The 14,639-nt window shown below is 34.4% G+C and carries 12 protein-coding genes; 5 read left to right on the top strand and 7 right to left on the bottom strand.

Annotation, left to right across the window (positions count from 1 at the left end):
- Positions 1-21: 21 nt before the first annotated feature.
- Positions 22-1,008: a rhodanese-related sulfurtransferase gene (locus EGX70_RS00565; RefSeq protein WP_001290916.1), complete on the bottom strand. Its 987-nt coding sequence runs from the start codon at positions 1,006-1,008 to the stop codon at positions 22-24.
- 162 nt (positions 1,009-1,170) lie between these two features.
- Between EGX70_RS00565 and EGX70_RS00560 the strand changes: the two genes are divergently transcribed.
- Positions 1,171-1,476, top strand: coding sequence for a hypothetical protein (locus EGX70_RS00560; RefSeq protein ID WP_000220571.1), 306 nt, complete (start codon positions 1,171-1,173; stop codon positions 1,474-1,476).
- Between the two features lie 154 nt (positions 1,477-1,630).
- On the opposite strand, the gene EGX70_RS00555 is transcribed toward EGX70_RS00560, so the two are convergent.
- The 4 genes from EGX70_RS00555 to EGX70_RS00535 form a co-directional block, all read right to left on the bottom strand.
- Complete coding sequence (locus tag EGX70_RS00555) at positions 1,631-3,004, bottom strand: MFS transporter (RefSeq protein WP_123947825.1); 1,374 nt, start codon at positions 3,002-3,004, stop codon at positions 1,631-1,633.
- 414 nt (positions 3,005-3,418) lie between these two features.
- Entirely contained in the window at positions 3,419-5,683 is a 2,265-nt protein-coding gene (glgP, locus tag EGX70_RS00545) for a glycogen/starch/alpha-glucan family phosphorylase (RefSeq protein ID WP_000197731.1), read from the bottom strand.
- 11 nt (positions 5,684-5,694) lie between these two features.
- Entirely contained in the window at positions 5,695-7,191 is a 1,497-nt protein-coding gene (gene malQ, locus EGX70_RS00540; protein ID WP_123947823.1) for a 4-alpha-glucanotransferase, read from the bottom strand.
- Between the two features lie 120 nt (positions 7,192-7,311).
- A complete protein-coding gene (locus EGX70_RS00535) occupies positions 7,312-8,340 on the bottom strand; it encodes a LacI family DNA-binding transcriptional regulator (protein ID WP_000256307.1) in 1,029 nt (342 codons plus the stop codon).
- Between the two features lie 255 nt (positions 8,341-8,595).
- Here EGX70_RS00535 and EGX70_RS00530 point away from each other — a divergent pair, with 255 nt between their 5' ends.
- The 4 genes from EGX70_RS00530 to EGX70_RS00515 all read left to right on the top strand — a co-directional run bounded on the left by EGX70_RS00530 (position 8,596) and on the right by EGX70_RS00515 (position 13,850).
- On the top strand, positions 8,596-9,843 hold the full coding sequence (locus EGX70_RS00530; RefSeq protein WP_000414616.1) for an extracellular solute-binding protein: 1,248 nt from the start codon (positions 8,596-8,598) through the stop codon (positions 9,841-9,843).
- A gap of 97 nt (positions 9,844-9,940) precedes the next feature.
- Entirely contained in the window at positions 9,941-11,311 is a 1,371-nt protein-coding gene (locus EGX70_RS00525; protein WP_001035541.1) for a carbohydrate ABC transporter permease, read from the top strand.
- A complete protein-coding gene (locus EGX70_RS00520; protein WP_001035401.1) occupies positions 11,311-12,147 on the top strand; it encodes a sugar ABC transporter permease in 837 nt (278 codons plus the stop codon). The genes EGX70_RS00525 and EGX70_RS00520 overlap by 1 nt, the downstream gene beginning before the upstream one ends.
- A 230-nt stretch (positions 12,148-12,377) precedes the next feature.
- Positions 12,378-13,850: a peptide MFS transporter gene (locus EGX70_RS00515; RefSeq protein ID WP_000416073.1), complete on the top strand. Its 1,473-nt coding sequence runs from the start codon at positions 12,378-12,380 to the stop codon at positions 13,848-13,850.
- A gap of 44 nt (positions 13,851-13,894) precedes the next feature.
- Here the strand turns inward: EGX70_RS00515 and EGX70_RS00510 are convergent, their stop codons facing one another.
- Positions 13,895-14,359, bottom strand: coding sequence for an 8-oxo-dGTP diphosphatase (locus EGX70_RS00510; RefSeq protein ID WP_000091521.1), 465 nt, complete (start codon positions 14,357-14,359; stop codon positions 13,895-13,897).
- Between the two features lie 83 nt (positions 14,360-14,442).
- A complete protein-coding gene (locus EGX70_RS00505; RefSeq protein WP_123947821.1) occupies positions 14,443-14,631 on the bottom strand; it encodes a hypothetical protein in 189 nt (62 codons plus the stop codon).
- Positions 14,632-14,639: the final 8 nt, after the last annotated feature.

The raw sequence follows: 14,639 nt of genomic DNA, 5'->3' as shown, positions 1-14,639 counted from the left end.
ATTGCTAGCGATTTTTTAATATTAAACATTTGCTACTTGAGGTAAGGATTCTCCAATAGCTTCTAAACGTTCTGCCCATTCTTGACGTGATAAACCATTTTCTTGCACATAGCGATTACGTTCATGTGCACGACATTCAGGCGAGCACCCTCGAACATACTTCGCTTCGTTTTCTTCTGAAGCAAAAATTTGTTTGTTACAAAACGGATTTGCACAATTGACATAACGTTCACAAGGTGTTCCATCAAAATAATCTTTACTAATGACAGTTGGATTAACATGATTAATTGGCACCGAGATACGATCATCAAAAACATACATCGCACCATCCCAAAGTTCACCTTGAACTTCCGGATCTTTTCCATATGTTGCAATACCACCGTGTAATTGTCCAACATCTTTAAAACCTTCTCGAACCATCCAACCCGAGAATTTCTCACAACGAACACCACCGGTACAGTACACAACAACACGTTTTTCCATAAACTTATCTTTGTTGTCACGTACCCATTGTGGTAACTCACGGAAATTGCGAATATCAGGACGAATTGCTCCACGGAAGTGACCTAAGTCATACTCATAATCATTACGCGTATCTAAAACAACAGTATCTTCATCAAGCAAGGCTTCTTTAAATTGTTTAGGATTTAAATACTCACCTGTTGTTTCCAAAGGATTAATATCGCTATCAAAGTTATTATCTTCTAACCCAAGGTGCACAATCTCTTTCTTATAACGAACAAACATTTTACGGAAAGCTTGTTGATTTTCCTCGTCAATCTTGAACCAAAGATCAGCAAAACGCTCATCGCTGTGGACCCAATCCATATACTTCTGAGTTGTTTCATAATCTCCAGAAACAGTTCCATTAATCCCCTCATCCGCAATCAAAATACGACCTTTAAGTCCAATAGATTTACAAAATTCTAGATGTTTCGCAGCGTACTCTTCCGCATTTTCAATTGAAACATATTTATAATAGAGTAAAACTCTGATTTTTTCTGACATTTTTTCTCCTCATCTGCAAAATAAGTTAGTATACTTCATTATATAACGACTCCTTACAACATAGCAAAAAATACGCTTAGGACATATTCTTTGCTTTAAAGACAAATTATTCTTCTTAAGAACACACATATGTTAAAATAGTAAAAGACTAGGAGGACTTTTATGACTTATGAATTATGTCTAGAATACGGTACTTATCCACTTAGACCTGTAGATGCTTGGGCTGATGAAATCAATACTGCACCTGCGTTTATTACTGAAGATAAAAAACTTTTAGAACTTTTAGAAGAAGTCAATACCTTATTCCATGAGCTCTTTTTAACGATAGAATGTTCCTTCCACTATATTGGTCATGACTTCCCAGAAAAAAGAGCAAAAATCACACAAATTTATCATGTGATTATCGAACATTTAAGCATACACTACCCTGAATATGACATTAAAATTGAATCATTATTAATGGGATAGTTTTATTTTAACTAGGTAGAAACTATCTATTAAAAGCAATCGATATCACTAAATACTTCAACAAATAGATTATCTAAAACAAAAAAGGTCTCTTTCAAGAGGCCTTTTTTCATAACTACTATTAAATATTAAATGATACTTTTATCAAATAATATCACCAATACTCTAGACTCTTATCTCTTGAAAGCAAGGTACAGACAATAGCCGCAAATCCAGAAATACCAAATATTATAAATGCTACTCCCCAACCAAAGTGGTCAATAATAATACCGATAGCTAGAGTAGCGATTGTTGCTCCTCCGACATAACTAAATGTGCCAGTCAATCCTGAAGCTGCTCCAGCTGCTGCTTTTGGAACCAACTCCATAGCATACAGGCCAACCATCATAACAGGGCCGTAGATTGATGCCCCCAAACCTAGTAAAATAATGAAGTCTAATGCCATATATTGAGGTCCTGCTGGAATAAACCAATAGGCAGCTAGTAATAAGATTGCTACAACTAAGAAGGCTACATTGGTTAAAGGTTTAGAGTTTTTAAACATTTTGGCAGATAGATATCCTGCTGTTAGCATCCCAATAATACCACCTATTTCAAAAAGTGAAAAACCACCCATACCAGCTGTTGCAGTAATACCTTTTCCACCATCTTGCACACTCGTCGCTAAAAACTTAGGAGTCCATGAGACAATACCGTAACGTAAAATATATACAAATATTGAATACAAGGATGCCCACATCAGTTTAGTATTTGGTAGAATATATTTTTTTATAATTTCGCCCATACCCAAAACTTCAGGCTCTTCTAAAATGTTACTTGAATCCACAACATTAGTATATTGCTCTTTATGATACTCTTCTATAGGCGGAAGTCCGATAGATTCTGGAGTATCTTCTTGTAAAAAGTAAACAAGAATAGCCAAAAGACAAGCCACCACCCCTGGAAACCAATAAGCAGCACGCGCTTGATTAAGAGAATCATTACCAGCAAGAGCTAGACCTACACCAGTTAAAATCGGCGCTATTGCTCCACCAAAATTGTGAGATAAATTCCAAATGGTGGCATATTTAATTCTTTCTTTATTATCATACCAATAGACTAATGTACGCGCTCCAGGAGGGTATCCCATCCCTTGTAACCAACCATTAATAAGATACATGATAGTAAAGAGCCAAATACTAGTAATTACAGAGGGAATAACACCGATTAACACATTAACTAGTCCTGTAAGAAACAAACCAACTGGAAGGAAAATTTTAGAATTCGATTCATCTGAAATCAAACCAGAAATAAATTTAGAGAGACCATAAGCAATGTAGCTAGCACAGGTAATAATACCAATCTCAGTAGCAGACATATTAAGGATACCAGATAGAATTGAAGTCGTATTACGAACAAAATAGTATCCCATATAACCTACAAAAATAGAAATAAGGACTTGTACACGATAACGAGGATATTTATGCTTAATTTCCTCAGCTGATAAACGTTCTCTTTTCTGAGGGGGTGCAAATAGTTTTTTCAACATAGCAAATTACCTTTCCGATTTTTAGATGTGTTTAATTATACAACTATGAATTCACACTGTCAATTAATTAATAATTAATTTTTTATCATTTTATCTTATTTTTTTAAATGTGGATAATACTCTTTAAAGTGTGTATAATACTATATTATAAAGCTTTTATCTGATTTTTCTGTATTTTGAAATCAAATTATATTTTTAAATTTTAGTTTATATTTCAAAAATTAAAACACCCTATCACCAAGTATCACGAGGTGCATATTTTTATATTATAAAGAATATAAATACACATGCAATTAAATATTTAGAATAAGTTCTGCTCAGTTCTATTTTTAAAGTCTACGGACAAAAATAAATACTTATAGTTTTATTAGACAACAAAAAAGTAAGGTTGAAAACCTTACTTTTAGAGACTTTTTAATTTGAATGCCAAATATCTTGATTATATTGTTCGATTGTACGATCTGATGAGAAGAACCCTGCTTTAGCAATATTGTGTATAACTTTCTTATTCCATGATTCATAATCTTCATAATCAGCAAGCACTTGTTCTTTAACAGCAATGTATTCTTTCAAATCAATCAATGTCATGAACCAATCTTTACCTACTAATTCATCATGCAATCTCTTTAGTCGTTCTGCATTACCGAGTGACACTATATCATCACTAATGATAAAATCAACAGCTTCACGAATTACTTTGTCTTTATCATAGTAATCTTTTGAACGATAACCAGATGTTTCATAAAGATTAATGATAGTGTCAGAGTCTTTACCAAATGTGTAGATGTTCTCTTTGCCGGCTAATTCAGCTATCTCAACATTTGCCCCATCCATAGTACCAAGAGTAAGAGCACCATTCAACATAAATTTCATGTTACCTGTACCAGATGCTTCTTTGGAAGCCAATGAAATTTGTTCCGAAATATCTGTTGCAGGGATTAACTTTTCCGCTACTGTCACATTGTAATTTTCTACTAAATGGACATTAAGGTATTTATTAACTTCTGGATCATTATTAATTAATTCTGATAAGCAGAGAATTAAGTGAATGATATCCTGTGCAATAGTATAGGCTGGAGCAGCTTTACCACCAAAAATAACTGTTAATTTACGTGATGGGAAATGCCCACGTTTAATTTCTAAGTATTTATGAATAACATATAAAGCATTCATTTGTTGGCGCTTATATTCATGGAATCGTTTGATTTGTGTATCAATAATTGAGTATTCATCCAATTCAATACCTTTATTTTCCTTAAGGTAACGTTTAAGAGCCAGTTTGTTTTTAAATTTAATAGCAGCTAATTTATCATGAACTTCATTGCTATCAGCATAAGTTAACAATTTTTCGAGCTGAGTCGCATCAGTAAGATAGCTATCCCCAATTAGTTCTTTCAAGTAATCTGCTAAATCTTGGTTAGCAAACTCCAACCAGCGACGGAATGTAATACCGTTTGTCTTATTGTTAAACTTATCTGGGTAAATATCATAGAAAACCTTTAATTCACTATTTTTAAGGATTTCTGTATGCAATGCTGCTACACCATTAACGCTTGTTGAGAAGTGGATATCCATATGCGCCATGTGAACACGTCCAGCTTCATCAATAATTTGAACCTCTGGATTTGTTTGCTCTTCACGAATCATTTGATCTAATTTTTTAATGATTGTTACTAGGTGCGGTACTACTTCATTAAGATACTCTAAAGGCCATTTTTCAAGAGCTTCTGCAAGAATGGTATGGTTTGTATAGCCAACCATATTGCGAACAACTGACACAGCTTCGTCAAATTCAAAACCATGCTTTTCTGTCAATAAACGAATTAACTCAGGGATGACCATAGATGGGTGAGTGTCATTAATTTGAACATAAGCATATTCAGCTAAATCATGAAGGTTTGAACCACGCTCGATCGCTTCATCAATTAATAATTGAGCAGCATTTGAGACCATGAAATATTGCTGATAGATACGTAATAATTCTCCATTTTTATCTGAATCATCTGGATACAAGAACAAGGTTAAATTCTTCTTGATTTCTGTCTTATCAAAAGTGATACCTTTTTCAATAAGGTTATAATCAAGTCCATCAATATCAAAAAGGTTCAAATAATTTTTAGTATCTTTCTTATAACCTAATACATCAATTCTATCTAGGCGTGATTTTAAAGTAAAGTCACGGAAAGGAACATCATAAGAAATATCTGTTGGTACTAACCAAGAATTATTCTCAATCCAGTAGTTAGCTTCTGCTTCTTGTTGATTGTTGCGAAATACTTGTTTGAAAAGCCCACAGTGATAGTTTAAACCAACACCTTCTCCATTAATACCTAAAGAAGAAATCGAGTCAATAAAACATGATGCTAAACGCCCTAAACCACCATTACCAAGTGATGGTTCTGGCTCTACATCTTCTATTTCAGCAATTGATTTACCTACAAGTTCTAACTCTTTTTTGACATCTTTATAAATCCCTAAGTTAATCAAATTATTTGAAAGTAATTTACCAATTAGAAACTCAGCTGAAATATAGTATACCTTACGTTGAGAGCTATTTTTTGATTTAGCGGCAGCTTCTTCTTTTACAAAATTTAACAATTCAACGTAAATCTCTTCATTTGTTAATTCTGATAATACTTTTCCTTGTTGTCCAACGTAAGTTGTAAAATTTCTTGTCATGATAATATTCCTTATTTATTCCCTCTATTATAAATAGTTGTAATCTCTTTTAAGAATGCTTTGCGATTTTCTGTTAAGTCTTCTTTTCTCATACGCCATTGCCAGTTACCTCCAACGGTATTTGGCATGTTCATACGGCTATCTGCAGGTTTATCTAGTAGATCTTGCATACATGTAATCGTTGTTTGACTAACGGTTGCATACAAGGTACGTAGTACAGTCTCAGTAATGGGCTCATTTGGCAAACGACGCATGTAATTTTCTGCATAAGCTTTCTGTTCGACTGTAAGATTTTCAAACCAGCCATTAATAACTTCGTTATCATGAGTTCCAGCATATGCAATTGTATTTTCTGTGTAGTTATGAGGAATATCAATACTATTTCCTGTTGTATCATAAAAACCGAATTCCATGATTTTCATACCTGGGAACCCTGTTCCAGCCAGTAATCTCTCTGCTCTCTCATCAATATAGCCTAAATTCTCAGCAATAATAGGTAAATCACCTAATTTTCCTTTGATAGTTGCAAATAATTCTGGACCGGGAGCTGGTTGCCATGAGCCATCATTAGCTGTTTGATAATCTCCTCGAATTTCCCAATAATCTGAAAAACCTTTAAAATGATCAATACGCAAATAGTCATACATCTTAACACCAGATTGAATACGATAAATCCACCAGTCAAAATCTGACTCTTTGTGGTAATCCCAATTGTAAATAGGATTGCCCCAAAGCTGACCATCGTCAGAAAAATCATCCGCTGGTACACCAGCAATAGCAAGTGGTTGTTTGTCGCGATCTAATTTAAACAGTTCAGGCATTGTCCAAACTTCTACACTATCGGCAGAAACGTAGATTGGCATATCACCGATAATTTGAATCCCTTTATCATTAGCATATTCTTTTAACTCAAACCATTGTTTGTAAAAGAAATATTGCGTTACTTCATGATATTTTATCACTTCACTAAGCTTTTGACGATATCCTGCTAAGGCTTCTTCTTCACGGCGTATAATAGCCTTGTCATCCCATTCTTGAAGCGCCTTATTACCAAAATGTTCTTTGATAGCCATAAATTCAGCAAAATCAGTTACCCATTTTTCTTCTTGCAAAAAATCAGATAGCATTCTCGTAGCTCTCTCTTCTTTCAAGAAGTTTTTAACTGCTTTTTCTAAAACTGGACGACGTTTTTCAAACAGACCAGCATAATCAACAACTTCTGGATCCTGTCCAAAACTAATATTTTGGTAGTCATCTTTCGAAATAAAACCTTCAAGCGTTAGCAAATCAAAATCAATTAAATGTGTATTACCAGCTACTGCAGAAAAAGACTGGTAAGGAGAGTCCCCGAAGCTTGTTGTTGTTAAGGGAAGAATTTGCCAAAATTTTTGATCAGTTTCGACCAAAAAATCAACAAAAGCGTAGGCTTCTCGTCCAAATGTTCCAATACCTAAATCACCTGGTAGAGAAGTGATGTGCATTAAGACACCACTTGCACGTTTTTTCATATTGATTCTCCTTTTCGATTACTTACTTTACTCCTCCATCTTAACGCAAGCGATTGCATAAGTCAAGCATAATTTAAAAAAACTTCTATCGAAAATTGATAGAAGTCTTTATATCATAGCTTAATTATTATTTTTAGAAATATCTCGGACACTTTCACGCTCTTCTAAAGTAAAAGGCACAATAATAGTCTCACTAAAGACTTTGTCTGGAGATTTAATGATGTCAATCAGACGACGAACGCTTGTCCTTCCTAGATTATTAACATTAATATCAAATGTGCTTAGGTAAGGATGAATCAGATGTGAGAAGAGAGAATTATTAAAGGTCATGATAGAAATGTCATCTGGAACTTTTAATTTATAGAAAGAAAGAAATTGTATTACTCTAACAGAGACAGTATCACCAATAACAATTAAAGCAGTTGTTTCTTCTTCTTTGACTCTATTTATAAATTCCTCTAAAACCTGCGGATTGCCTCTGTCAAATAAAAGAGCTGGCTTTTGGTTTAAACCTAACTTTCTAGCACCTTTAAAATACCCTAAATAGCGCTCTTCTGATACTTCTGAATTTAAATCATCTGTAACAAACTGGATGCTTTTATGTCCTTTTTTATAGAGATAATCAATGGCAGATTTCCCCATCAGTTGATTATCATTATCAATATAAGTAATCTCATTTTCATAGCCATTAGCAGCACCAACAACCACAAAGGGCAGTTTATATTTTAATAAATACTCTCTGATAGGATCTTTTTGATCCGAATAGAGAACAATAAAACCATCCACTCGTTTTTGTAGATGCATTAATTTTACTTGTTCTAACAACTCCTCAGAAGACATACTTGTTGCAATAGAAACTGTAAACCCATGCTCTTTTGCTTCATTAGTTAATGTAGAAAGAATCTCCATGAAAAAGGGTTCACTTAAGCGGTCTGGTAAAACCAGTGGAGGAAAAATAACTCCAATATTTTGCGTTAAACCACTAGCCAACATTTGTGCTGCAACATTAGGAACATAGCCCAGCTCTTCCATAGCTTTTTTCACGCGCTCTTTCGTCTTACTTGAAATAGATGCATTATCTTTTAGTACACGACTTACTGTCGATGGATTAACACCAGCTTTGGCAGCAACATCTTTTATAGTTACCATCCTACGACCTCTTCATTCTAATCATTTTATACCTTTTGGTATAGTCCTTTGTCTATTATACTCTAATCTAAGAAAAAAACAAACGTTTGCCTTCTCTGCCAATGTAATACTCTCACTAAAATAATCTTCTCATTTAGTATTAATTGATATTATTTTTTAATTTTTCTTATTTTTTTTAAAAAAAGACTTGACTTTTTTTGCAAACGGTTGCATAATATAGGTGTAATTAAAATATTCTCTAGGAGGAGAACCAAAATGGAAAAAAATACTTGGAAAAAATTACTTGTTAGTACTGCTGCTCTTTCAGTAGTTGCAGGAGGAGCAATTGCTGCTACTCACTCTAACTCAGTTGATGCTGCTTCAAAAACAACTATCAAACTTTGGGTCCCAACAGATTCAAAAGCGTCTTATAAAGCAATTGTTAAAAAATTCGAGAAGGAAAACAAAGGCGTTACTGTAAAAATGATTGAGTCTAATGACTCTAAAGCTCAAGAAAACGTTAAAAAAGACCCAAGCAAGGCAGCCGATGTATTCTCACTTCCACATGACCAACTTGGTCAATTAGTAGAATCTGGTGTTATCCAAGAAATTCCAGAGCAATACTCAAAAGAAATTGCTAAAAACGACACTAAACAATCACTTACTGGTGCACAATATAAAGGGAAAACTTATGCATTCCCATTTGGTATTGAATCTCAAGTTCTTTATTATAATAAAACAAAGTTAACTGCTGACGACGTTAAATCATACGAAACAATTACAAGCAAAGGGAAATTCGGTCAACAGCTTAAAGCAGCTAACTCATATGTAACAGGCCCTCTTTTCCTTTCTGTAGGCGACACTTTATTTGGTAAATCTGGTGAAGATGCTAAAGGCACTAACTGGGGTAATGAAGCAGGTGTTTCTGTCCTTAAATGGATTGCAGATCAAAAGAAAAATGATGGTTTTGTCAACTTGACAGCTGAAAATACAATGTCTAAATTTGGCGATGGTTCTGTTCATGCTTTTGAAAGTGGACCATGGGATTACGACGCTGCTAAAAAAGCTGTCGGTGAAGATAAAATCGGTGTTGCTGTTTACCCAACAATGAAAATCGGTGACAAAGAAGTTCAACAAAAAGCATTCTTGGGTGTTAAACTTTATGCCGTTAACCAAGCACCTGCTGGTTCAAACACTAAACGAATCTCAGCTAGCTACAAACTCGCTGCATATCTAACTAATGCTGAAAGTCAAAAAATTCAATTCGAAAAACGTCATATCGTTCCTGCTAACTCATCAATTCAATCTTCTGATAGCGTCCAAAAAGATGAACTTGCAAAAGCAGTTATCGAAATGGGTAGCTCAGATAAATATACAACGGTTATGCCTAAGTTGAGTCAAATGTCAACATTCTGGACAGAAAGTGCTGCTATTCTTAGCGATACTTACAGTGGTAAAATCAAATCTAGCGATTACCTTAAACGTCTAAAACAATTCGATAAAGACATCGCTAAAACAAAATAGTACGTCTAGAGTAATGAGATGAGGTGAGTACTCTTCCTTTCAATTGAGAGTGCTTCCCATCTCTTATTTTGTAAAATAACAATTAAAGGAGACCATTATGAATAAAAAACTGATCTCACTTGATGGTATGTCCCTAAAAGAGGTCTTTCAAAAAGGTGATTTAGCAACTAAACTATCATTCTTAATTATGGGACTTGCTAACCTCAAAAATAAACAAATTGTCAAGGGACTTTTATTTTTAATCAGTGAAATTCTGTTTTTAATTACCTTTGTTTACCAAGTTATCCCAGCTGTAAAAGGTCTTATTTCCTTAGGGACCCAAGAACAAGGTATGACAACTAAAACTGTGGATGGTATTAAAATCCAAGTTGCGACACAAGGTGATAACTCTATGTTAATGCTAATTTTTGGATTAGCTTCACTTATCTTCTGTTGCGTATTTGCCTATATTTACTGGTCAAACATTAAAAGCGCAGCACATTTATTGACCTTGAAAGAAGAAGGAAGAGAAATTCCATCCTTCAAAAAAGATATTAAAAGCTTGACAGATGGACGCTTCCATATGACTTTAATGTCTATTCCTTTAATAGGGGTGCTTCTATTTACAATCCTTCCGTTAGTTTATATGATTTGTTTGGCATTTACTAACTATGATCATAACCACTTACCACCAAAAAGTTTATTTGACTGGGTTGGTTTTGCTAACTTCGGTAATATCTTTAGCGGGCGTATGGCCAGTACTTTCTTCCCTGTTCTATCTTGGACATTAATTTGGGCTGTTTTCGCTACTGTAACGAATTTCTTCTTTGGTATTATTCTTGCCTTACTAATTAATACAAAAGGTTTGAAATTCAAAAAGATGTGGCGTACTATTTTTGTTATTACCATGGCTGTCCCTCAATTTATCTCTCTCTTAATCATGAGAAACCTCTTAAGTGACGCTGGACCGGTTAACGCCTTGTTAATAAAATGGGGACTTATTTCTTCAGCACATCCCCTTCCATTCCTTTCTGATCCGGTCTGGGCGAAATTCTCAATCATCTTTGTTAATATGTGGGTTGGTATTCCTGTAACAATGCTTGTTGCTACTGGTATCATCATGAATTTACCTGCAGAACAAATTGAAGCTGCTGAAATTGATGGGGCGAATAAGTTCCAAGTCTTTCAATCAATTACTTTCCCACAAATTTTGTTGATTATGACTCCTACTTTAATTCAACAATTTATCGGAAATATTAACAACTTCAACGTTATCTACCTACTCACTCAAGGTGGACCAACAAACTCAACATACTACCAAGCAGGTAGCACCGATTTACTTGTCACTTGGCTATACAATTTGACAGTAACTGCTGCAGATTATAACTTAGCATCTGTTGTTGGTATCTTAATCTTTATTCTTTCAGCAGTATTTAGTTTACTAGCTTACACAAGAACAAATTCTTACAAGGAAGGGGCAGCTAAATAATGAATAAGAAAAAACGTCTTAACCTTACTTTTGTTTATATTTTATTGATAGTACTATCAATTATGTGGCTCTTTCCCATTGTTTGGGTCGTTCTCACAAGCTTCCGTGGTGAAGGAAGTGCCTTTGTCAACTACTTTATTCCTAAAACTTGGACATTAGACAACTACGCTAAACTCTTCACCCAAAACACATTCCCATTTGGTCAATGGTTCTTAAATACATTATTTGTTGCTACATGTACTTGTATACTATCAACTTTAATCACTGTAGCAATGGCTTATTCTCTCAGCAGAATCAAATTCAAACACCGTAATGGTTTCCTAAAACTAGCTTTAGTCTTGAATATGTTTCCTGGGTTCATGTCAATGATTGCAGTTTACTACATCCTAAAAGCTCTAAATCTAGACCAAACATTAACCGCTTTAATATTTGTCTATTCTGCAGGAGCAGCATTAACCTTCTACATCGCAAAAGGTTTCTTTGATACTATTCCATACTCTTTGGATGAGTCTGCTATGATTGATGGGGCGACCCGTTTGGATATTTTCCTTAAAATCACCCTACCATTGTCAAAACCCATTATCGTTTATACTGCATTAATCGCTTTTATGGGGCCTTGGATGGACTTCATCTTTGCAAAAGTTATTTTAGGTGATGCTACGAGCAAGTACACAGTCGCTATTGGTCTCTTTTCAATGTTGCAACAAGATACCATCAACCAGTGGTTCATGTCATTCACAGCAGGATCTGTTATTATTGCAATTCCAATCACAATACTTTTCATGTTCATGCAAAAATACTATGTTGAAGGTATTACAGGTGGGTCTGTAAAATAATCTTCAGATAATTTAAAGACACGATATTTTTATTTCACTGTGGTTTCTTTTCTAAAAAAGGCTTGAGTTCTATTGAATTCAAGCCTTTTTCTAGGCTAGATAGTTAAAAAACTTGGTTTACCAAGGGTGTTAACCTCTACAAAAAAATAACTTGATAGTGCTAAGTAATTTGACAGTTGCTTCTATTTACTATATTATTAATAGTGTTATCTACAAAAGGAGCGTTTTTCATGGAAAAAACAAAATCATTCTTTGGACATCCTCGTGGATTGTCCACTCTTTTCTTTACTGAAATGTGGGAAAGGTTCTCATACTATGGTATGCGTGCTATTTTGCTGTACTATATGTACTATAGTGTTTCTCAAGGTGGCCTTGGTATGGACAAGACTGTCGCTGCATCAATCATGGCTGTCTATGGTTCACTGGTTTATCTCTCATCAGTAATTGGTGGTTTTGTCAGCGACCGTATTCTAGGTAGTCGTAAAACTGTTCTGTATGGTGGTATTCTAATCATGCTAGGTCATATTGCTCTAGCTACGCCATTTGGTCAAACAGCTCTATTCATTTCGATTGCTCTAATTATCCTTGGTACTGGACTATTAAAACCAAATGTATCAGAGATGGTTGGTAATTTATACGGAGAAAATGATTCTCGTCGTGATGCTGGTTTTAGTATCTTTGTTTTTGGTATTAACCTTGGTGCTTTTATTTCACCCATTGTAGTGGGGTACCTCGGACAAGAAGTAAATTTCCATCTTGGTTTCTCACTTGCTGCTATTGGTATGTTCTTTGGTCTCCTCCAATATACCTTAGATGGAAAAAAATATTTGACTGAAGAGAGTCTCAGACCAAACGATCCTTTAAGTCCTGAAGAAAAGTCCTCTCTATATAAAAAAGTTGGGCTTATCCTTATTGGTATTGTTATTGTACTTATTCTTCTTCACTTGATGCATATGCTAACAATTGAAGTAATTATCGATATTTTTAGTATTATTGCAATCGCCATTCCAATTATTTATTTTATCAAGATTTTAAGTAGTAAAAAGATTTCTTCTGTTGAGCGTTCTCGAGTATGGGCATATATCCCTCTCTTTATCGCCTCAATTCTATTTTGGTCAATTGAAGAACAAGGTTCAGTTGTCTTAGCCTTATTCGCAGATGAACAAACAAAACTTTACCTTAACTTCTTTGGGCATCATATTAATTTCCCATCAAGTTATTTCCAAAGCATGAACCCTCTCTTCATTATGCTCTATGTACCATTCTTTGCTTGGTTATGGGCTAAATGGGGAAGTAAGCAACCTTCATCACCTAAAAAATTTGCGTATGGACTTTTCTTTGCTGGAGCTTCATTCTTATGGATGATGCTACCAGGTTTACTCTTTGGAGTTAACGCTAAAGTAAGCCCTCTTTGGTTAACAATGAGTTGGGCTATTGTCATCGTTGGGGAAATGCTAATCTCACCAGTTGGATTATCAGCAACTAGTAAGCTCGCACCTAAAGCATTCCAAGCTCAAATGATGAGCATCTGGTTCTTAAGTAATGCTGCAGCACAAGCTATTAACGCTCAAATCGTTAAATTGTACACACCTGATACTCAAATTCTTTATTATGGTGTTGTTGGTGGTATAACAGTTGTATTTGGATTTATCCTCTTATTTTATGTTCCACGCATTGAAAAACTAATGTCTGGAGTTAAATAAAGACATCTAAAAAGAACTAGGAATGTAACCTAGTTCTTTTTTGTTTAATAAAATTTTCTTATAAAACCATCTTCAAGTCGCTTACTATAAAACATCTCTGAGATGTCATCTTCATCAAATACTCTCAAAAGGTTAAGCATATCATATGCTAGTTCAATCTTATCAAGTTGTGAACGTTCAATCCATATAACATCACCTTCATCTGACGATTGTAATTCACCTGAAAAATCATATGTTTTATAAAGGAATACCAAATAACGGATGCCTTCATCTGTGTACCAATGCTTCATACCAACTAATTTGGGATTACTTATTGTTAAACCTGTCTCCTCGCGAACTTCTCGAACGAGAGCATCATACAAGCTTTCTCCTTCTTCAATATGGCCGCCTGGTAAAGCAGCTCCTGACCAAGAATAACGTTTAGGATCACGGATTTGCATCACAATACGTCCTTTATTATCTTCAATAAGACACATATTAGTTAAAATAACTTTTTGACTGCGTGACATTATTTCCTCTAGTATATAAATTTAGTGATAGAGTTACGATACCATTTATTTATCAATTTTTCTACAAAATAAAGGATAGTAACTTAACTACTGTAAGTTAAGAAAAATCGAATAATTCCGATAATAGACATGATTAACCCTATTAAAATAGAAATAATCAGAATAAGCTGCATGTCAAATCGTTTTTTCTCTCTTTTTTCTTTAGGAATTTGATATCGCTCTTCAGATAGACGTTTATTAATACTCTCCTGAAGTAAATTCTTTTTTTCCAAAATTTTCC

The sequence above is a fragment of the Streptococcus sp. FDAARGOS_522 genome (genome assembly GCF_003812445.1).
Lineage (GTDB): Bacteria > Bacillota > Bacilli > Lactobacillales > Streptococcaceae > Streptococcus > Streptococcus agalactiae.
Note: the sequence above shows the minus strand (reverse complement) of the source record. Positions and strands in the feature narration are given on the sequence as shown.

Excerpts from the sequence above, each read along its gene's own strand:
- EGX70_RS00565 (WP_001290916.1), bottom strand. The coding sequence starts at position 1,008 with ATGTCAGAAAAAATCAGAGTTTTACTCTATTATAAATATGTTTCAATT.
- EGX70_RS00560 (WP_000220571.1), top strand. The coding sequence starts at position 1,171 with ATGACTTATGAATTATGTCTAGAATACGGTACTTATCCACTTAGACCT.
- EGX70_RS00555 (WP_123947825.1), bottom strand. The coding sequence starts at position 3,004 with ATGTTGAAAAAACTATTTGCACCCCCTCAGAAAAGAGAACGTTTATCA.
- glgP (WP_000197731.1), bottom strand. The coding sequence starts at position 5,683 with ATGACAAGAAATTTTACAACTTACGTTGGACAACAAGGAAAAGTATTA.
- malQ (WP_123947823.1), bottom strand. The coding sequence starts at position 7,191 with ATGAAAAAACGTGCAAGTGGTGTCTTAATGCACATCACTTCTCTACCA.
- EGX70_RS00535 (WP_000256307.1), bottom strand. The coding sequence starts at position 8,340 with ATGGTAACTATAAAAGATGTTGCTGCCAAAGCTGGTGTTAATCCATCG.
- EGX70_RS00530 (WP_000414616.1), top strand. The coding sequence starts at position 8,596 with ATGGAAAAAAATACTTGGAAAAAATTACTTGTTAGTACTGCTGCTCTT.
- EGX70_RS00525 (WP_001035541.1), top strand. The coding sequence starts at position 9,941 with ATGAATAAAAAACTGATCTCACTTGATGGTATGTCCCTAAAAGAGGTC.
- EGX70_RS00520 (WP_001035401.1), top strand. The coding sequence starts at position 11,311 with ATGAATAAGAAAAAACGTCTTAACCTTACTTTTGTTTATATTTTATTG.
- EGX70_RS00515 (WP_000416073.1), top strand. The coding sequence starts at position 12,378 with ATGGAAAAAACAAAATCATTCTTTGGACATCCTCGTGGATTGTCCACT.
- EGX70_RS00510 (WP_000091521.1), bottom strand. The coding sequence starts at position 14,359 with ATGTCACGCAGTCAAAAAGTTATTTTAACTAATATGTGTCTTATTGAA.